Here is a 19334-nt window from a genome sequence, read left to right as displayed (position 1 = left end):
TCCTGCGGACCGCCCCGGGCTATTCCGGCCCCGAGAAGGTGCGCCGACGGCGCAGGCCCGCGGGAGAAGCTGGTATCTTTATGCCCGGCGCAATCCGCGCTAGTGTCGCCGCAAACAGGGGATTTCATACATGGTACATCTGTGGGTGCGCGCGGAACAGCGCCCGAACGAAGAGCGCGTCGGAATCACGCCGGAGGGTGTTCGCGCGCTGATCGACAAGGGATTTCGCGTGACCTTCGAAGAGAGCTCGCAACGCGCGGTGCCGGTCACGGGCTATGTCCAGGCGGGCGCGCAGATTGCGCCAGAGGGCAGCTGGGTCAACGCACCGACCGAAGCCGTCATCTTCGGGCTCAAGGAATTGCCCGACGACGGCACGCCCCTGCGTCACCGCCACATCATGTTCGGCCATGCCTACAAGGGGCAGCCGGATGGTCAGCGTCTGCTGCGCCGGTTCAGGGCCGGCGGCGGCGCCCTGTACGACCTCGAGTACCTGACAGACGGCAACGGACGGCGGGTGGCGGCCTTCGGCTACTGGGCAGGCTACGCCGGTGCGGCGGTCGCCCTGATGTGCTGGATCGCGCAGCAGCGGGGCAAAACTTGCGGCAGCGTCCAGACCTATGGCTCTGCCGAGGCACTGCAGGCCGAATTGCGCAACGCCATGGCCAGCGTCGAGACAGCGCCGCCCTCGGTGCTGGTGATCGGCGCTCTGGGCCGCGTGGGCAGCGGGGCAACCGATCTTTGTACGGCGATGGGTCTTCCGGTCACCGGCTGGGATCTGGCCCAGACAGCCCATGGCGGCCCCTTCCCCGAGGTTTTGCAGCATGAGATATTCCTCAACTGCATCCTGGCCCAGCCCGGCGCCCCGGTCTTTGTGCCTGCGGATACCGGTGCCGCGCCGCGCCGCCTGACGGTGATCGGCGATATCGCCTGTGACCCGACCAGCGATTTTTCTCCGGTCAAGGTCTATGACCGCACCACCACCTGGGACACTCCGGCGCTGCGTGTGCATGACTCGCCGCCGCTGGACGTGACGGCCATCGACAACCTGCCTTCGATGTTGCCGGTGGAATCCTCGCGGGATTACGCAGGCCAGCTGCTGCCATCCCTCATGACACTGGACGATCTGCGGGCTGGTGTCTGGGGCCGGGCGTTTCAGCATTTTGAAGATCACAGCAAAAAGGTGACAGCATGACGATTCACTGGTGCGGCACCGGCCTGTCGGCGGTGCCCGGACTGCGGCGGCTGATCACGGCGGGCCATGAGGTGACGGTCTGGAACCGCACCATCGACAAGGCCGAGGATGCCGTCGGCGACCTGACCCAGCGCATCCACGAGTTCGAGCTGGACGCGCTGGAGGCCGAACTCCAGCCGGGTGACGTGGTGGTCTCGATGCTGCCCGCCGACTGGCACGTGCCACTCGCGGAACTGGCCATCGCCAAGGCAGCACACTTTGTCAGCTCATCCTATATCGCGCCCGAAATGCGTTCGCTGCATGCCAAGGCACAATTGAAGGGGGTGGCACTGGTGAACGAGGTCGGGCTGGACCCCGGCATCGACCATCTGATGGCGCATCACCTGGTGGCGGACTACCGGCGCTCGGACGCCTATGAGCCGGGCAACGTGCTGTCCTTTACCTCCTATTGCGGCGGTGTGCCGAAACACGCCAACGCCTTTCGCTACAAGTTCAGCTGGTCGCCGCTGGGTGTGCTCAAGGCGCTGCGTTCGCCGTCGCGCTCTGTCCGTGCCTTCAGCGAACTGCGGGTCGCGCGGCCCTGGGATGCGCTGGGCAGCTATGACGCGCCGCTGGCGGTGCCCGAGACCTTTGAGGTCTATCCCAACCGCGATTCACTGCCGTTCATGGATGCCTACAACTTCGATCCGACATGGAAGGTCAAGGAATTCGTGCGTGGCACCCTCCGGCTGAATGGCTGGGCCGAGGCCTGGGCTCCGGTGTTCCGCGAGGTCGAGACCTTGCAGGGCCCGGAGGGCGAGGCGCGGCTGAAGGAAATGTCGGATCAGTTCTGGACCGAACACGCCTATGGCGAGAACGATCCCGACCGGGTGGTGATGTGCGTGGCGCTGAAAGCCGAGGCCGAGGGTGTGCCGGTCTGGCACCGGACCTATGTCATGGACGCCTGGGGCGATGCGCGCGGCACGGCGATGGCGCGGCTGGTGTCGGTGCCGGTGTCGCTGGCGGTCGAGGCCGTCATGGCCCGAGAGATACCAGCAGGGGTTTCGGCGGCGCCCGGCGATCCAAAGCTGGTGGCGCGCTGGCTGGAAGAGGTCGACGTGCTGGCGCAGGATCTGCGGGTGGTGGATCACCTGGCCTGAGGCCGGGTGGGTTTTGCGGGCGACGGGACCGGGGGACCAGCCCCCCGGCCCCCCCGGGATATTTGGCCACGGGGACCGGGCGCGCGCGCCTGGCGACGACCGCGTTGAGGCGTGTCAGCTTCGGCCCAGCCGGGGCGAGGCCCTGTCCAGCACAAGATCAGCATCCGAGAACCGGAACGGCGCACGCAGGCCGGGGACACCTTCGGGGGCAATCTGCATACCGCGGGCCTGGACATGCGGGTCCGCCAGGACCTCGGCCATGTTGTTGATCGGTCCGGCCGGAACTCCCGCGCCTTCGCAGGCGGCCAGCAGGTCCGCCTTGGTCATCCGCAGCGTTGCCCCGGTCAGCCGGCGGGTCATCTCGGAGCGGTTTGCGATCCGGTCGGCATTGGTCAGGTAGGCCGGATCGGCCGCCATGTCGTCGAGCCCCAGCAACCCGCACAGCCGCTGGTACTGGGAATCGTTGCCGGTGGCGATGATGATGAAACCATCGCTGCAGTCGAACACCTGATAGGGGGTGAGGTTCGGGTGATAGTTGCCGATCCGCCCCGGCGGCGTTCCGGTGGCCAGGTAGTTCATCGCCTGATTGGCGGTGACCGACACCGCCACGTCCAGCAGCGCCATGTCGATCTGCTGGCCCTTGCCCGTCACCGAACGCTGGTACAGGGCGGCCAGAATGCCGGCCACTGAATAGACGCCGGTAAAGATGTCTGTCACCGCCACCCCGGCGCGCTGCGGCTGCCCCCCGGGATCACCGGTGATCGACATCAGGCCCGACATGCCCTGGATGATGTAGTCATACCCGGCGCGGTGCGCATAGGGGCCGTCCTGGCCGAAGCCGGTGATCGAACAATAGATCAGCCGGGGATTGATCTGTGACAGGCTGGCATAATCCATGCCGTATTTCTGCAGTCCGCCGACCTTGAAATTCTCGATCAGGATATCGGCGTCGCGGACCAGATCGCGCATCGTCTCCTGCCCCTCGGGGCTGGCCAGATCGACGGTGACCGAGGTCTTGCCCCGGTTGCAGGAATGGAAATAGGCCGCGGTGTGGTCGTCGTCGCGGTCGATGAAGGGCGGGCCCCACCTGCGGGTGTCGTCCCCCTGCGGCGCCTCGACCTTGATCACCTCGGCGCCCAGGTCCGACAGGGTCTGACCGGCCCAGGGGCCGGCCAGGATGCGGGCAAGCTCAATCACCTTGAGACCGGCCAACGGGCCGTTGGGCGCCGCTGTCATCCGCCGAGTTTCTCGTCCAGAATGGCCGAGAAGTCGGCATAGTTCATGTTCGAGTACTTCTTGCCGTCGATCAGGAACGAAGGCGTCGATTCGATGCCGTCGCGGGTGGCGTTTTCCTGATACCAGGCCACCAGAGAGCGCAGTTTGTCGCCGTCGCTCAGGCAGGCATCGAGCTGATCCTTGCCGATGCCGGCCAGCAGGCCGATCTTGCGCAGGCCATCGGCGATGGCGCCATCCGAGCCGGCGCGGGCCCAGTCGTTCTGGCCATCATAGAGCAGGTCGGTGATGCCGAAGAACTTGGTCGGCTCACAGCGCGCGATCATCGACCCCCACATGCCGTATTTGTCGAAATAGACCTCGCGGTAGATGAACTTGATCTTGCCGGTGTCGATGTAGTTTTCCTTGAGCTGGTCATAGACCGTGGCGTGGAAATTGGCACAATGCGGGCAGGTGAACGAGGCGTATTCGATCACCTCGACCGGGGCATCGGCCTCGCCCTGATACATCTCGATGATTTCGACAGCGGCTCCGGCCTCCTGTGCCACGGCAGCGCCCGGCAGGCTGATCTCCTGGCCAGTGGCGGTGGTGGTGGTGCGCGGCTGCGTCAGCAGCCAGCCGCCGCCTGCGATCAGGCCAAGCGCCAGCACCGTGATGGGGATCATCCGTTTCATGAGCAGTTCCTTTTTTGTCAGAGAGGGCCTCAGGCCCGGTCTTTCGATCTGATTATGATGTTTGTGGCCAGTCGTTCAAGCGCGGAACGCAGCCCGGCGTCCGCGACACCGCCGGTGGTGGCGCGGGCATGTTCGACCGTGGCGGCGTCCGGCTCTGCCGCGGCCTGCACCTTGGGGCGGTGGTCGAAGGACACCTGTCCTTCGGCAAACCCTGTGGCCGCGGTCTGGGTGATGCGGATGCGCGCGATGGCATTGTAGCCGTAGACCGCATTGACCTTTTCCCGCAGTTTCAGCTTCTGCATCTCGAGCATCGGCGCATTGGACCCCGTGGTCAGAAGCGTCAGCGTCGCCCCCATTCCGCCGCGCCCGTAGCCCACCTCGACCGGGCGCGAGATGGCGGCGATGTCCTCGCCGGCGATTTCGGCCCAGTGGGTCAGCAATCTGGACTGGGCAAAGCCGCGCGCCTCGCTCGTGCGCCGGATCTGCCCCTGCAGCAGGGATGACGTGCGGGCGAATCCGCGGGTGCTTGACGGGCGTCGGGCCATGGGTTGAATCCCCTCTCAAGGTGCTATTCTAGTGACCCGTGCCACAGACGCCAGTCCGGATGATGCGCCGACCCATGGGACGTGTTCAAACTTATGTCAAAGCCACGTGAACCTGCCGACCCCCTGGCGCTGCTTGAATGGTACGACCGCCATGCCCGCGCCATGCCCTGGCGTGTCGGTCCGGCAGCGCGGGCGGCGGGGCAGCGTCCCGATCCCTACCGCATCTGGCTGTCGGAAATCATGTTGCAGCAGACCACGGTCGCAGCCGTGAAAAGCTATTTCGAGGCCTTCACCGACCGCTGGCCGCGCGTCACCGACCTGGCCGCCGCCGAAGACGCGGAGGTGATGGCCGCCTGGGCCGGGCTTGGCTATTACGCCCGGGCCCGCAACCTGCTGAAATGTGCCCGCGCCGTGACCCTGGACCACAATGGCGTGTTTCCGGACGATCCGGCCGTGCTGCTGAGCCTGCCCGGTGTCGGCCCCTACACCGCCGCCGCGATTTCCGCCATCGCCCATGATCTGCCCGAGACGGTGGTGGACGGCAATGTCGAACGCGTCATGGCGCGGCTTTACGACGAACACACTCCGCTGCCCTCGGCAAAACCGATTCTGACCGAACGCGCCCGCGCACTGACGCCGGTGCTGCGCCCCGGCGACTATGCCCAGGCGGTGATGGACCTTGGTGCGACGATCTGCACGCCACGCAATCCGGCCTGCGGACTCTGCCCGTGGCGGCGCTCTTGCATGGCCTGGGCCGCAGGCACGCAAAGCGAGCTGCCGAAAAAATCGCCCAAGGCACGCAAACCCACTCGGCTGGGCGTGGCCTACCTTGTCCGCCGCGTCGACGGCGCCTGGCTGCTCGAGCGCCGCCCCGACAAGGGCCTGCTGGGCGGGATGCTGGGCTGGCCGGGATCCGAGTGGAACGAAGCGCCGCAAGAGGCGCCGCCGATCCGCGCCGAGTGGAAGACCGTGGCCGGAGAGGCGCGCCACACCTTCACCCATTTCCATCTGCGCCTGACGGTCAGGACGGCGCTGGTGCCGATGGAACGCCGCCCCGAGCGCGGCGATTTCATTGAATCGCCCGATTTCAGCCCCGAGGATCTGCCAACCGTCATGCGCAAGGCACTGGCGTTGGCGCAGGGAACGTGACGTTGTCCTTTGGCAATGCGCTGCCGCATCCTATAACCGGGCAGGAGGCCTGTGATGACCGACCAGAACACCGCCCAGGACCAACCAAAGGGTCGCCTGCCGGCCGCGCTGCCGTTCTGGATCTCGCTCGCCCTGATTCCGCTGGTCTGGCTTGGCGCCGCAAAAGGCGGTGCCTGGATCCTGCTAACGCCCGTCCTCACCTGGTATCTGTTTTCGCTGCTTGACGCGCTGCTCGGGCTGGACCTCGACAATCCCGACCCGCAGACCGACGCCGCGCTGCTGGTCTGGCACCGCGCCATCACCCTGATCTGGACACCGCTGCAATTTCTAAGCCTGTTTGCGCTGATCTGGTACGTGGCCCGCGCGACACACCTGTCGGGGCTCGAGACCTTCGGCGTGTTCTTCGGCTGCGGTGTGATGACCGGCACGATCGGCATCAACTATGCGCACGAGCTCATGCACCAGAAGAACCGGTTCGAGCGGTGGATGGCCGACCTGCTGCTGGCCATGGTGCTCTATTCGCATTTCCGCTCGGAACATCTTCTGGTGCACCACCGCTATGTCGGCACACCACGCGACCCGGTGACAGCGCGCTACAACGAAGGGTTCTACCGGTTTTTCCCGCGTGTCCTGCGCCAGTCGCTGATCTCGTCCTTCCGGGCCGAGCGCGACATGCTCGACCGCAGGGGCCTGCCATGGACACACCGAAGCAACCCGTTCTGGCGTTACTTGGGGCTTCAGGCGGCGATGCTGGTGCTGTCGCTCCTGCTCGGCGGCACCACCGGCCTGCTTTGCTTTGTCGCGCAGGCATTTGTCGCGATCTGGCAGCTCGAACTGGTGAACTACGTCGAACACTATGGGCTGACCCGCAGGCACCTGGGCAACGGTCGGTATGAACACGTCCTGCCGCGGCATTCCTGGAACGCCTGCCAGCGCGCCACGAACTGGCTTCTGATCAACCTCCAGCGCCATTCGGATCACCACTACAAGCCTGATCGCCGCTTTCCGCTGTTGCAGACCTATGCAGCCGACGACGCCCCGCAGCTGCCTTACGGCTATCCGGTGATGACGGTTGCCGCGCTGGTCCCGCCGCTGTGGCGCCGGGTGATGAACCCCCGCGTACGTCAGTGGCGCGACAGGTATTATCCCGACATCACCGACTGGACGCCATACAACCGCGCCGACCCCCCCGCCCCCCGCTGACCGCGCCACGCCGCGCCAGCGGTTGTGGCCCGGTCCCTCCGCACAAGGCCCGCAATTGCCGCAGTGCCGCAGCGGCAGGTGACAAGCCGCAACCGCCCCCATATAACGCCCGCGAAACAGCTTTCCGCAATCGCGAGGACCCCCGATGACAACGCAAGTCTTTGGCCATAAATCCCCTGACACAGACAGCACCGGCAGTGCGATCATCTGGGCCTGGTATCTGACGCAGATCCGTGGCGAAGCGGCAACACCGGTCCTGCTTGGCGAACCCAACACCGAAGCCGCCTTCATGCTGCGCCACTGGTCCCTGGACAAGCCGGCGATCATCGCCGATGTCGAAGCCGGGGCGCCGGTGGTGATTGTCGACACCAACAATCCGGCAGAACTGCCTGCCTCGATCAACAAGGCCGATATCCGCGGCATCATCGACCATCACAAGCTCGTCGGCGGGCTGGAAACAAAAGGCCCGATCGAGATCCGCATCGAGCCGCTGGCCTGCACCGCGACCCTGATGCACAAGATGATCGGCGAAGACATGGCCAAGGCCCCCCGGGCCATCAAGGGCGCCATGCTGACCTGCATCCTGTCCGACACGCTGGAGTTCCGCAGCCCCACCACCACCCCCGAGGACACCGCCGTGGCGCAAGCTCTGGCCGGTGAACTGGGCGTGGACATCCCGGCCTATGCCGCCGAGATGTTTGCTGCAAAATCGGATGTCTCGTCCTTTTCGGATGCCGAACTGCTGCGGATGGATTCCAAGGAATACACCGTCGACGGCCACGACTTCCGGGTTTCGGTGCTGGAAACCACCGCGCCGAAAATCGTGCTGGACCGCAAGGACAGCCTGATGGCTTCGATGGTGGATGTCGCCAAAGAGGACGGCGCCGATCAGGTGCTGCTTTTCGTGATCGACATCCTCAACGAAGAGGCAACATTGCTGGTGCCCAACGACCTGGTGAAATCCGTGGCCGAGAAAAGCTTTGGCGCAACTGTTTCCGGTGACACCGTGGTGCTGCCCGGCGTGATGAGCCGCAAGAAGCAGATCATCCCGAGCCTCAAGGTCTGAGCCCCGGGCCCGGACCGCAAGACCAGGGGCTGCCACGGCAGCCCTTTTTGCACCGGCGCGCCGCAACCGGAACCGGACGCAGCCGATGGTGGTCAAGACGGGCCTGCGGGTGCATATGTTCCGCAAGCCCCTTCCCATGTCAGGACCCTGCCCGATGACCCAGTTGATCCAGTCCCTTTCCGAGATTTCAGACCGCTACGACGCGCTGTTCGTCGACCTCTGGGGTTGTGTCCACGACGGTGTCCGGGCCATTCCATCGGCCGTGGCCGCGCTTCAGACCTATCGCAAGGGTGGCGGAGCAGTGGTGCTGGTCACCAATTCGCCACAGCCCCGGGTGAATGTTGAAAAGCAGATCGCCCGGTTCGGCGTTCCTGACGATGCCTGGGACACCATTGCCACCAGCGGCGATTCAGCCCGCGCCGCAATGTTCACCGGCGTGGTCGGCCAGAAGGTGTGGTTCATCGGCCAGCCGCACGAACAGGGCTTTTTCATGCCCCTGAAGGTGGTCAGCGACCCGGTCGAGATCACCCAGGTGCCGCTGGAGCAGGCCGAAGGCATCGTCTGCTGCGGCCCCGTAGATCCGCTGGCCGATCCGGCCATCTACCGCCCGCAGTTCCTGCTGGCCAAGCAGAACGGCCTGAAACTGCTCTGTGCCAACCCCGACATTGTCGTTGACCGTGGCGACTCGCGCGAATGGTGTGCCGGTGCGCTGGCGCAGCTTTATACCGAGATGGGCGGAGAGAGCCTTTATTTCGGCAAACCGCATCCGCCGATCTATGACCTTGCCCGCCGCCGCCTCGCCGAACTGGGTCGCGCTGTGGCAAACAGCGGCATCCTTGCCATCGGCGATGGCATCCACACCGACATTTCCGGTGCAATGGGCGAAGACATCGATTCGCTGTTCATCACCGGCGGCCTCGCGGCGGCCGAGACCAAGACCAGGGAACAGCCCGACCCGGACGCCCTTGCCACGTATCTGCAAACTGCCGAAACCACCCCGAGCTTTGCCATCGGCTTTCTGCGCTGAAGCGCGCGGAATTCGGGCACAGGGCAGAAAACGCCCACAATTGCGTCTGCCAAGACCTGACCCGAGCCCTGCGCCGGGCCTTCGGGCGTCGTTCACCTGCGCCGAGGATCTGCGACAAAACCGCCACCGGCGGGCAAAGCGCCCTGTCGCGCCAAAGGTATTGCTTGATTTTCTGCGCTTGCGAAGTAATAAAGTTGCTTGAGGAGAGTGACATCTCGCCTATTTATTACCGGGCCAACGAAAATGGAGTCAGACATGTTCGATAACCTGCCGCGTGGAACCATCTGCATCGAAGACATCGAGATGGGCATGTCCCGGTACCTGCGCAAACAGGTGACAGACCGTGACATCGAGCTCTTTGCCGAAGTTTCGACAGACCGGAACCCGGTGCATCTCGATGATGATTACGCCAATGACACGATTTTCGAGGGCCGCATTGCCCACGGGATGCTGACTGCCGGCCTGATTTCGGCCGTCATCGGCGAACAATTGCCCGGCCATGGCACGGTGTACATGGGCCAGACGCTGAAATTCCTCGCCCCGGTGCGCCCCGGCGACACGGTCTATGCCGAGGTCAAGGTGATCGACATCGACCTGACCAAGCGGCGGGTGAAACTGGAATGCCATTGCTCTGTCGATGGCAAGAAAGTCCTGATCGGCGAAGCCACGGTGCTGGCACCGAGCCGAAAATTCGACTGAACACTGCCCAGGGCAACGGCAGTCGCGCGGCGGGACAGACGTCACCGCCGCAGCGGCGGCAATACCGCAGTGTCGCGTCTTGCGTTGCCGGTGATGCCCGGCTAACCCTCGCCCCATGCGGATTATCCGGGATCATCAGTTCGTCGCAGCCAGCGACCGCGGCGCCAGCGCCGCGATCGGCAATTTCGACGGCGTGCATCTGGGCCATCAGTCGGTGATCGACCTGGCCCGTCGGGCGGTGCCCGATGCCCCGCTGGGCGTTGTGACCTTCGAGCCGCATCCACGCGAGTATTTCGCACCCGAGGCACCGCCCTTTCGGCTGATGGGCCCCACGGCGCGCGCCTCGCGGCTTGCCAAACTGGGCGTCGACCGGCTCTACGAGCTGAAGTTCAACGCCGCCCTTGCCGCGCTGTCGCCAGAGACCTTTGCCCACAAGGTGCTGGCCGAGGGGCTGGGCCTGCGTCATGTGGTTGTTGGTGCGGACTTTTGCTTTGGCCACCGGCGCGCCGGCAAGGCCGCGGACCTCGTCCGCTTTGGCGCGGAAATGGGCTTTGGCGTCACCATCGCAAATTTGCTGGAAAACAGTGCCGGAGAAGTCAGTTCGACCTCGATACGTGCCGCATTGAGCGACGGCCGCCCGCGCGACGCCGCCGCGCAGCTGGGCCATTGGCACCGGATCCAGGGGACAGTGATTGGCGGCGAACAGCGCGGCCGCGAGCTGGGCTACCCAACCGCAAACATGAGCATAGACGGGCTGCACCCGCCCCGGTTCGGGGTTTATGCCGTGCTGGTCGATGTGACCGACGGCCCGCACCAGGGTCAGTATCAGGGGGCGGCCTCGATCGGGGTGCGGCCGATGTTCGGCACCAACCATGCCAACCTCGAAACCTACCTGCTCGATTTCAAGGGCGACCTCTATGGCGCCACCCTGTCTGTGGCCCTTGTCGACTTTCTGCGGCCGGAAGAAAAGTTCGACAGCCTTGAGGCCCTGACCCGCCAGATGGCGGCCGACGTCGTCCGCACCCGCCAGATCCTGGCCACGTTATGAGCGATCCGATTCCGCGCAAAGGGCTGAAAAAGCGTTTCTGGGAAAAGAAGAAACTCACCCAGATGTCCGCCGAGGAATGGGAGGCGCTGTGTGACGGCTGCGGCAAATGCTGTCTCAACAAGCTGGAAGACGAAGACACCGGCCAGGTCGAGCTGACCCGTGTGGCCTGCCGCCTGTTCGATGACACCACCTGTCGCTGCGCACAGTACCCGATCCGTCACCAGTTCGTGCCGGAATGCATCGTGCTCAAGCCCGGCAACATCGACACCCACGCCTACTGGATGCCGCAGACCTGTGCCTACCGGTTGCTGTGGGAGGGAAAGCCGCTGTTCGACTGGCACCCGCTGATTTCGGGCACCCCCGAGTCGGTGCACGCGGCCGGGGTGTCGATGCAGCACCGCACCGTTGCCGAATTCGAGGTCAATGAAGACGACTGGGAAGACCACATCATCGAGGAGCCGACCTGAATGTTCTTTGCATCGGACAATTCCGGCCCGGTTCCGCCGCAGGTTCTGGCCGCGCTGACCGAGGCCAACAGCGGCCATGTGATGTCCTATGGCAGCGACGCGCTGACCACCGAGGTCTGCGACCGTCTGCGCGAATTGTTCGAAGCGCCGGACGCGGCGGTGCATCTGGTCGCCACCGGCACTGCCGCGAACTCACTGGCGCTGGCGACGCTGTGCCAGCCGTTTGACACGGTGTTCTGCTCTCCGGTCGCCCATATCCACGAAGACGAATGCAACGCACCGGAGTTCTACACCGGCGGTGCCAAGCTGACCCTTGTGCCCGGCTCCGACCGCATGACCCCGGACGCGCTGCGCCGCGCGATCAAGGGGCAGGGCAACCGCGGCGTGCATGGCCCCCAGCGCGGCCCGGTGTCCATCACCCAGGTGACCGAACAGGGCAATGTCTACAGCCTTGACCAGTTGCGCGCCCTCGCCACCGTTGCCGCAAACCACGGCGTGCCGGTGCATCTCGATGGGGCGCGTTTCGCCAATGCCTGCGTCGCGCTGAACTGCACCCCGGCGGAAATGAGCTGGAAAGCCGGGATCGACGTCGCGGTCTTTGGCGGCACCAAGAACGGCCTGATGGGGGTCGAGGCGGTGATTTTTTTTGACCCCGCCCATGCCCGCGCCTTCGAGCTGCGGCGCAAGCGCGGCGCGCACCTGTTTTCCAAGCACCGCTACCTCGCCGCCCAGATGGCGGCCTATCTGCGCGACGATCTCTGGCAGGAACTGGCGACAACCGCCAACGCCCGCGCGGCGCAGCTTCTGGGCGGCCTGCAATCCGTCGCCAGGATCCAGAACGAACCGACAGCGAACATGATCTTTGCCGCCCTGCCCCGCGCGGTTCACAAGCGGTTGAAGGCAGCGGGTGCGCAGTACCACATCAGCGGCAAGCTGGACGGGACCGACCCGGACCGGATGCTCTCCGCCCGCTTTGTCTGCGACTGGTCGCTTAACCCGGCCGACATCGACAGCTTCCTCGACCTCGTCCGCAGCGCCTGACAGCAGGTCAGCCGGACGGCGCAAGCCGCCCAAGCGTGTTGCGGAAGTTCCTGCACCGGCGGCGGTGACGGGCGCGGCCCGATCAGTTCATCTGAAAGTGAAGCTCGTAGCTGCCGTCGTGAAACGCGCCGAAAAGGTCGGGCACATCGGGGTGGTCGACCGGCTCACCGGAATAATCCGCAATCAGGTTCTGCTCGGACACGTAGGCGACATAGAAACTCTGATCATTTTCGGCCAGCAGGTGATAATAGGGCTGATCCTTGATCGGTCGGCTGTCCTCGGGAATCGCCTCGTACCACTCGTCGGTGTTGCTGAATTCCGGATCAACATCGAACACGACGCCCCGAAAGGGGTGTTTGCGGTGGCGGACGACTTGTCCGAGATGATATTTCGCGCGCTGGGTATTCATGATCACTCGCCTCTACAGAGGACTTTTAGACCTTTCAATGGCAAGTTGTCCAACTTTTGAACACATTCCGGCGGAAACACACTGTGGCCTGCACCAACACAGTCTTCGCATGCACGGCCGGTCCGGAACCTTGAGCCGGATATCCATCATGAACCTGCCCGCAAAGAATGCAAGGACTCTGTCATCGGGCACAGCCGAGAAATCCGCATAATGGATTTGTGATTTCCCACAGAGTGACAATCGGGTACAGTCTTACAAAATAAAAAACCAAAAAAAGCGAGAGGCAGATGAGCAGAACTCTTCGCGCACTGGTGATTATGCTGTTGACGGCGTCCTGTGGCGGCGGCGGCGGAAACTACTCCGCGCCCCGCGATCTCGACAACGCCTGCGCCATCGTCCAGGAGCGCCCGCAATACACCCGCGCCTTCCGCTCGGCGGAACGCAAATGGGGCGTGCCGATGCACGTTCAGATGGCAACCATCTATCAGGAAAGCAAATTCATCGGCGATGCCCGCACGCCGTTCAAGTATTCCCTCGGGGTGATACCCATCGGGCGCCAAAGCTCGGCCTTTGGCTATTCACAGGCTCTGGACGGCACCTGGGACGAATATGTCGCCGCCACCGGCAAACACCGGGCCCGGCGCGACAGCATCGACGATGCCACCGATTTCATGGGCTGGTACATGGCGCAGTCGCGCAACTCGCTGGGAATCCAGATGTCCGATGCCCGCAACCATTACCTTGCGTACCACGAGGGGCGCACCGGTTTCTCGCGGGGGTCCTACAATCAGAAGGCCTGGCTGGTGCGGGTCGCCAGCGAGGTCGGGCAGCGCGCGACAATCTACGAGGCGCAACTGTCCGGCTGTCGCGCCGCCCGCTAGGGCAACGGGGTCCGCGGATCTTTTCCGCGGACCGGCTCTGCCGCCGGAAGCAGACCGTTACCGGTTGCTTTTCGCCAGTTCGCTGCGCACGTCGAACAACGCGTTGCTGACCTCGGTCTGGCTCAGCTCGCGCAGCACCACCGTGGTGCTGGCGCCGTTGGAATCCTTGATAACCCACTGCCGCAGCTCGACCGGAGACCCGGTGAACTTCAACTCGATGGTGCCGTATTCCGGGCGTTTGGGATCCTGCGCCAGCACCGTGGTCGCGGTGCCGTCATAGCTGTGGCCGCGCACCATGTTCGCCTGCCCCAGGTTGACGTTGCGCGCGAGGATGATGCTCAGCGGGGTCTGGCTGAGCGGATAACTTTCCGGGGCGCCGCCCAACTTCCTGTCGAGAATCACCACCTGGCCCGAGTTTGCCAGCACCAGAGCCTGTTCCGGCGGGTTGTATTCAAACCGCACCCGGCCCGGACGTTTGATGTAAATCGTACCGGTCGAGATGGTGCCATCCGCATTGATCTGGGTAAACGCCCCCTTGGCGGACTGCAGTTGGTTCAGATAGCCCGAGATCTGGTTCAGCGACAATTTCTCGGCAGCGGCCGGGAGGGCCGTTGCCAGCGTCACGAGGGCGGCGGTCATAAGGGCGGCAAGTTTCATGGTCTGTCCTGTTTGCTCGTCTCAGTGAAGGCCCGGATGCCAGACTCCGCGTGGATATGCGATATCAGCGGCCTGATGTTGGATAAAGGCATCCTGGGAGCAACGATCAAGAGGGCAGGCTGGTTCCCGCCGTAGAACAGGGGACAGTGCAACCGGCGCGGCGGCAGCTGCCAGGCGTCACGGTGCCGCTGGCGCGAAGGCGACGGGCCTGGCCCGTCGCCGGAGGGGCGCAGCGCGCGCGGAACGCGCGCCCGACCGGATCAGTTCTGTTCCGGGACCAGGATTTCGCGTTTGCCGACATGGTTTGCAGAGCTTACCACGCCTTCGTCCTCCATCTGCTCAACCAGCCGCGCGGCCTTGTTGTAGCCGATGGCCAGCTTGCGCTGGATGTAGGAGGTCGAGCACTTCCGGTCCTTGATCACGATCGCGACAGCAGTGTCATACAGCGCATCCTCGCCGTCGGTGTTTCCGCCGGTCCCGAGGCCGAGCACTGCGTCAATATCCGCCTCGCGGTCATCGTCCGGACCTTCGACAACCCCGCCGATGTAGTCGGGCGGGCCAAAGGCCTTGAGGTGGTTCACCACCTCCTCGACCTCTTCATCGGACACGAAGGGACCGTGGCAGCGGATGATCTTGGACCCGCCCGCCATGTAAAGCATGTCACCCATGCCAAGCAGCTGCTCGGCCCCCATTTCGCCAAGAATGGTGCGCGAATCGATTTTCGAGGTCACCTGGAACGAGATGCGGGTGGGGAAGTTGGCCTTGATGGTGCCGGTGATCACATCGACCGACGGCCGCTGCGTCGCCATGATCAGGTGGATGCCGCTGGCCCGCGCCATCTGCGCCAGACGCTGGATGCAGGCTTCGATCTCCTTGCCCGCGACCATCATCAGGTCGGCCATTTCGTCGACGACAACGACGATATAGGGCATCTTCCGGGGCTCGAACTCTTCGCTCTCGAAAATCGGCTCACCGGTGTCGTCATCAAAGCCGGTCTGCACCGTCCGTTCGAACATCTCGTTTCGGCCCAGGGCGTCGGCCACCCGGCCGTTGTAGCCGTCGATGTTGCGCACGCCCATCTTCGACATCTTGCGATAGCGTTCCTCCATCTCGCCCACGACCCATTTCAACGCCACGACGGCCTTTTTCGGATCGGTGACCACCGGCGACAGCAGGTGCGGAATGCCGTCATAGACCGACAGTTCCAGCATCTTCGGGTCGATCATGATCAGCCGACAGTCTTCGGGCGTCAGTTTGTAGAGCAGGGACAGGATCATCGTGTTGATGGCAACCGATTTACCCGAACCGGTCGTGCCCGCGATCAGCAGGTGGGGCATCTTGGCAAGGTTGGCGACAATCGGATCGCCACCGATGTCCTTGCCCAGGGCCAGTGGCAGTTTCTGGGTGCCGTCGCCGTAGTCGCGCGACGACAGGATTTCGCGGAAGCCCACCATTTCGCGGTTGTCATTGGGCAGTTCGATGCCGATCACCGAGCGGCCCGGAACCGTGGACACCCGCGCCGACAGGGCCGACATCGAACGGGCGATGTCATCGGCCAGGCCGATGACCCGGCTCGCCTTGAGGCCCGGTGCGGGTTCGAGTTCATACATGGTGACTACAGGTCCGGGCCGGACCGACACGATCTCGCCCTTCACGCCGTAGTCGTCGAGCACCGATTCCAGCATCCGGGCGTTTTCTTCCAGCGATTCGTCGGACAGGTGGTGACGCTGGATGGTGTCGGGGTTGAGCAGCAGGCTCAGCGGCGGCAGTTCATACGCCACCTCGGCCTTTTCCTCGAACTTCAGGCGTGGCTGCGATTCCTCGACCGCGCGGCGCGAGGGCTGGATCGCCTTGCGGATCGGCTGCTGCACGACCTTTTTCGGGGCGGCCACCGGAATCGCCGGGCGGGCAATCTCCGCCTGATAGGACAGGGCGTCATATTCGTCCGCGTCGTCCTCATCGTCCGCAGGTGCGGCGCCATAGGTCAGCGCATCGGTTTCGTCGATCGGCTCGAACCGCGTCTGGTCGCGGCCGTAGTCGTCGTCGTCGTCTTCGACCTCATCCACATAGATTGGCGCCGGGGGCACGGCACCGCCCCGGCGGGCGATCACCGTTGCCCCGGCGGCGGGCGGCACAGAGGTCGCGCGCGACGCGACCAACCCCGACGCGGCGACCGGAGGCTGTGGCTTCGGGGCGGTGACCGGCGGTTCCGGCGGCATGGCCGAAACCCGTGGCGCCATCGACACGATCAGCGGCTCGGGGCGGCGGCCACGGCCCTTGGTCAGCGGCATCTCTTCGGCGATCCGCACCTCGGGAGCCGCGCGGACGCGGGACTTGATCACGTCGGCGATCTTGGCGCGGATGCGGTCGTCCCCCGGCATCTCGGTGACCTCGGCCACGGATTCCACCTCGATCAGCTCGGGTTCCGGCAAGGCGTCATGGCGTTTGATCAATTGCGGCATGCGCGACAGGAAGCTGGGCTTTTCTGCGCTCAGCGCTGCCGGTGCGGCGCCGTAAGGCTCGGTGTGGCTCGTGGGGGGCGCCACGCGGCGGCGCACCGGCGGCGCCTGGACGGCCTCCTGTGCGGCGGCCCAGGCCGCAGTTTCGGCCTCTTCCTGGCGGCGGCGTTCGCGGCGTTCGTAATGCGCCATCTGCATCGACTGCGCTGCCTGCACCCCGGCGCTGGCGCTGCGCCCGAGGATGGTCAGCAGGGTGGCATAGGACATCACCAGGCTCATCATCAGAAAGCGCGCCATGCCGCGCAGTTCCGGCGCGGTAAAGCCCAGCACAAAGGCGCCCATGGTCACGATCACCGCCCCCAGCACCAGCATCAGCAGCTTGAGCCCGAAGCTGGCCCCCACCGGCAGGATATTGAGCAGCGTCCCCATCATCATGTCGCCGAACAGGCCGCCCAGACCAAAGCTGTGGTTCCACTCCGGTCCCACAGGCTGGCCGGCGGCATAGACCGCAGCAACCGCCACCCAGATCGGCGCGAAGATCAGGCAGGAAATGGCGCGTTCTTCCCCCCGGTGCAACACCATGCGCAGGCCCCAGACGAACAGCGACAGCGCCAGTCCCCAGCTGCCCCAGCCGACGATCATGAACAGTGGCGCCGCGATCGACGCGCCGATCCGCCCCATCAGGTTCTGCACCGGTGCATCGGTGGCGGACAGAAAGCTCGGGTCGTCGGGCGTATAGGACGCGATCATCATCGCTGCCATCACCCCGAGAACCATCAGCGCAAGGCCGACCAGTTCCTTGCCGCGTTTCTCGATTGCCGCCTGCATGTCACTGTCGAAAAGGGGGTCGCGCCCCCGTGCCTGATACGCCATCTTCTGCCTCGCCTTGGTTTTCGGTTTTTTTGCTCTTGTTGCGGCCTTAGTCGCCATACAGACAATCCCGCAGCCGCCCGAGCCCGTCCTTCAATTCATCCATCGGTGCCACCATCGCGACGCGGATATGCCCTGCGCCGGGGGTGCCGTCTTGCGTTGCGCGGGACAGATAGGCGCCGGGCAGTACCCGGACGCCGGTCTCGGTCCACAGTTTCAGCGCCGCCGCCTCGCCGTCTTTCACCGGAAGCCACAGGAAAAACCCGGCCTCCGGCGGCAGGTATCCGGGCACATCGCCAAAGATCCGGTCCGCGACCGCGTACTTGTCCTGATAGAGCCGACGGTTTTCCACCACATGCGTCTCGTCGGCCCAGACCTTCTCGGCCACCCGCTGCAAGGGCAGCGGCAGCGGCGCACCGGCATAGGCCCGCAGCTGACGGATGCGCGCGATGCTCTGCGGACCGCCTGCCACGAATCCGGAACGCAGCCCCGGCAGGTTCGAGCGCTTGGAGAGCGAATGGAAGATCACCACACGCTCGGGGTCGGCGCCCGTCTCGCGCGCCACCTGCAAGGCGCCGACCGGCGCGGCATCGCGGTAGATTTCGGAATAACATTCATCCGCGAGAATCCGGAAATCGTGCTTTTCGGCCAGCGCGATCAGGTGCTGCCAATAGCTCCGGTCCGCCACCGCGCCCTGTGGATTGGCTGGCGAACAGATATAGGCCAGCGCCGTGCGGTCCAGCACCTCGGCCGGAAGACGGGTGTAGTCCGGCAGATGCCCCGTTGCGGCCGTGGCAGGCACAAACACCGGTTCCGCGCCGACCGAAATCGCCGCGACCATGTAGACCTGGTAAAACGGGTTCGGCATCAGGATGACGGGCTTTTTGCCGGCCTTCTCTTCGGGGCACAACGCCATGGCCGCATTGTACAGCCCTTCGCGCGTGCCGTTCAGGGTCATCACGTCGGTGTCCGGGTTCAAAGCCACGCCATAGCGTTGCCGCACCCAGGCAGCGATGGCGGCGCAAAGCTCGGGCGAACCCTCGTTCGGGGGATATTTGCCGAATTCGTGGGCGTTGCCGACAATGATCTCGGTTATCCAGTCGGGAAAGGCATGCTTCGGCTCGCCGATGGTCATATGCGCAACCGGGCCGCCCGGGGAATGGGCGTCCAAAAGGCTCCGCAAGCGCGGGAACGCATAGGCCGGAAGGTTCGAAAACCGCTCGGGAAACATATTCGACTGCCTCTGAATGCGGGATCGTGTTCGCCCCGCTTTGGATCAGGATACGGAAAGCCCGCGCCTTCGTCCAGAAAAAGCCGGGGGCTTTACAGACCTGTGGCAGGAAAATCGCATCCGCGATGCCACATCCGATCGCGGCGAATTTCGGGCGGCCTGATTCGCCCCCCGGGCCCCTCCCCTGCCGAGGCGCCCCGGTCCTTTTGCGGTCTGGCTTCTGCGGCACCGGCCCCCCTGCCCCACCGCCGCCCGGGAACGTTCGGGGAAAAAATCAAGGGAAATCATGTCACTGTCGACAGACTTTTTTTTGGGATTGGCTCCAGCCGCCGGACTTAATAAGC

At 64.6% G+C, this 19334-nt stretch carries 18 protein-coding genes; 11 read left to right on the top strand and 7 right to left on the bottom strand.

Annotation, left to right across the window (positions count from 1 at the left end; genetic code table 11):
- Positions 1-130 precede the first annotated feature (130 nt).
- Together FOY53_RS10180 and FOY53_RS10175 are read left to right on the top strand one after the other, a co-directional pair.
- The gene (locus FOY53_RS10180) at positions 131-1192 is read left to right on the top strand and encodes a saccharopine dehydrogenase (RefSeq protein WP_146588403.1); all 1062 of its coding nucleotides are present in this window, start codon (positions 131-133) and stop codon (positions 1190-1192) included.
- Positions 1189-2331: a saccharopine dehydrogenase family protein gene (locus FOY53_RS10175; protein ID WP_146588401.1), complete on the top strand. Its 1143-nt coding sequence runs from the start codon at positions 1189-1191 to the stop codon at positions 2329-2331. The genes FOY53_RS10180 and FOY53_RS10175 overlap by 4 nt, the downstream gene beginning before the upstream one ends.
- Before the next feature lie 114 nt (positions 2332-2445).
- On the opposite strand, the gene FOY53_RS10170 is transcribed toward FOY53_RS10175, so the two are convergent.
- From FOY53_RS10170 to FOY53_RS10160, 3 genes are read right to left on the bottom strand one after another with little or no spacing between them, the layout of a single operon-like run.
- Entirely contained in the window at positions 2446-3567 is a 1122-nt protein-coding gene (locus FOY53_RS10170) for a CaiB/BaiF CoA transferase family protein (protein WP_146588399.1), read from the bottom strand.
- Positions 3564-4238 (bottom strand): DsbA family protein, encoded by a 675-nt coding sequence (locus tag FOY53_RS10165; protein WP_146588397.1) that lies wholly within the window; start codon positions 4236-4238, stop codon positions 3564-3566. Before FOY53_RS10165 ends, FOY53_RS10170 begins: the two co-directional genes overlap by 4 nt.
- A 29-nt stretch (positions 4239-4267) precedes the next feature.
- Positions 4268-4783: a DUF721 domain-containing protein gene (locus FOY53_RS10160; RefSeq protein WP_146588395.1), complete on the bottom strand. Its 516-nt coding sequence runs from the start codon at positions 4781-4783 to the stop codon at positions 4268-4270.
- Positions 4784-4876: 93 nt separating this feature from the next.
- Here FOY53_RS10160 and FOY53_RS10155 point away from each other — a divergent pair, with 93 nt between their 5' ends.
- The 8 genes from FOY53_RS10155 (at position 4877) to FOY53_RS10120 (ending at position 12483) form a co-directional block, all read left to right on the top strand.
- Positions 4877-5932, top strand: coding sequence for an A/G-specific adenine glycosylase (locus tag FOY53_RS10155; protein ID WP_146588393.1), 1056 nt, complete (start codon positions 4877-4879; stop codon positions 5930-5932).
- 54 nt (positions 5933-5986) lie between these two features.
- Complete coding sequence (locus FOY53_RS10150; RefSeq protein ID WP_146588391.1) at positions 5987-7135, top strand: alkane 1-monooxygenase; 1149 nt, start codon at positions 5987-5989, stop codon at positions 7133-7135.
- A 145-nt stretch (positions 7136-7280) separates the two neighbouring features.
- Positions 7281-8201: a manganese-dependent inorganic pyrophosphatase gene (locus FOY53_RS10145; RefSeq protein ID WP_146588389.1), complete on the top strand. Its 921-nt coding sequence runs from the start codon at positions 7281-7283 to the stop codon at positions 8199-8201.
- 154 nt (positions 8202-8355) lie between these two features.
- The gene (locus FOY53_RS10140; protein WP_146588387.1) at positions 8356-9228 is read left to right on the top strand and encodes a TIGR01459 family HAD-type hydrolase; all 873 of its coding nucleotides are present in this window, start codon (positions 8356-8358) and stop codon (positions 9226-9228) included.
- A gap of 255 nt (positions 9229-9483) precedes the next feature.
- On the top strand, positions 9484-9927 hold the full coding sequence (locus FOY53_RS10135; RefSeq protein ID WP_146588385.1) for a MaoC family dehydratase: 444 nt from the start codon (positions 9484-9486) through the stop codon (positions 9925-9927).
- A gap of 115 nt (positions 9928-10042) precedes the next feature.
- Positions 10043-10975: a bifunctional riboflavin kinase/FAD synthetase gene (locus tag FOY53_RS10130; RefSeq protein ID WP_146588383.1), complete on the top strand. Its 933-nt coding sequence runs from the start codon at positions 10043-10045 to the stop codon at positions 10973-10975.
- On the top strand, positions 10972-11442 hold the full coding sequence (locus FOY53_RS10125) for a YcgN family cysteine cluster protein (RefSeq protein ID WP_146588380.1): 471 nt from the start codon (positions 10972-10974) through the stop codon (positions 11440-11442). The genes FOY53_RS10130 and FOY53_RS10125 overlap by 4 nt, the downstream gene beginning before the upstream one ends.
- Complete coding sequence (locus FOY53_RS10120) at positions 11443-12483, top strand: threonine aldolase family protein (protein ID WP_146588378.1); 1041 nt, start codon at positions 11443-11445, stop codon at positions 12481-12483.
- An 82-nt stretch (positions 12484-12565) separates the two neighbouring features.
- Here FOY53_RS10120 and hspQ read toward each other — a convergent pair whose 3' ends face one another.
- Positions 12566-12892, bottom strand: coding sequence for a heat shock protein HspQ (hspQ, locus tag FOY53_RS10115; RefSeq protein WP_146588376.1), 327 nt, complete (start codon positions 12890-12892; stop codon positions 12566-12568).
- A 287-nt stretch (positions 12893-13179) separates the two neighbouring features.
- Here hspQ and FOY53_RS10110 point away from each other — a divergent pair, with 287 nt between their 5' ends.
- On the top strand, positions 13180-13773 hold the full coding sequence (locus FOY53_RS10110; RefSeq protein WP_146588374.1) for a transglycosylase SLT domain-containing protein: 594 nt from the start codon (positions 13180-13182) through the stop codon (positions 13771-13773).
- Positions 13774-13830: 57 nt separating this feature from the next.
- Here the strand turns inward: FOY53_RS10110 and FOY53_RS10105 are convergent, their stop codons facing one another.
- The 3 genes from FOY53_RS10105 to FOY53_RS10095 form a co-directional block, all read right to left on the bottom strand.
- Entirely contained in the window at positions 13831-14430 is a 600-nt protein-coding gene (locus FOY53_RS10105; RefSeq protein WP_146588372.1) for a LolA family protein, read from the bottom strand.
- A gap of 260 nt (positions 14431-14690) precedes the next feature.
- Complete coding sequence (locus FOY53_RS10100; RefSeq protein ID WP_146588370.1) at positions 14691-17762, bottom strand: DNA translocase FtsK 4TM domain-containing protein; 3072 nt, start codon at positions 17760-17762, stop codon at positions 14691-14693.
- A gap of 46 nt (positions 17763-17808) precedes the next feature.
- Complete coding sequence (locus tag FOY53_RS10095; protein ID WP_146588369.1) at positions 17809-18990, bottom strand: aminotransferase class I/II-fold pyridoxal phosphate-dependent enzyme; 1182 nt, start codon at positions 18988-18990, stop codon at positions 17809-17811.
- Between the last annotated feature and the right edge of the window lie 344 nt (positions 18991-19334).

Source organism: Puniceibacterium confluentis, assembly GCF_007923445.1.
Taxonomy (GTDB): domain Bacteria; phylum Pseudomonadota; class Alphaproteobacteria; order Rhodobacterales; family Rhodobacteraceae; genus Puniceibacterium; species Puniceibacterium confluentis.
Note: the sequence above shows the minus strand (reverse complement) of the source record. Positions and strands in the feature narration are given on the sequence as shown.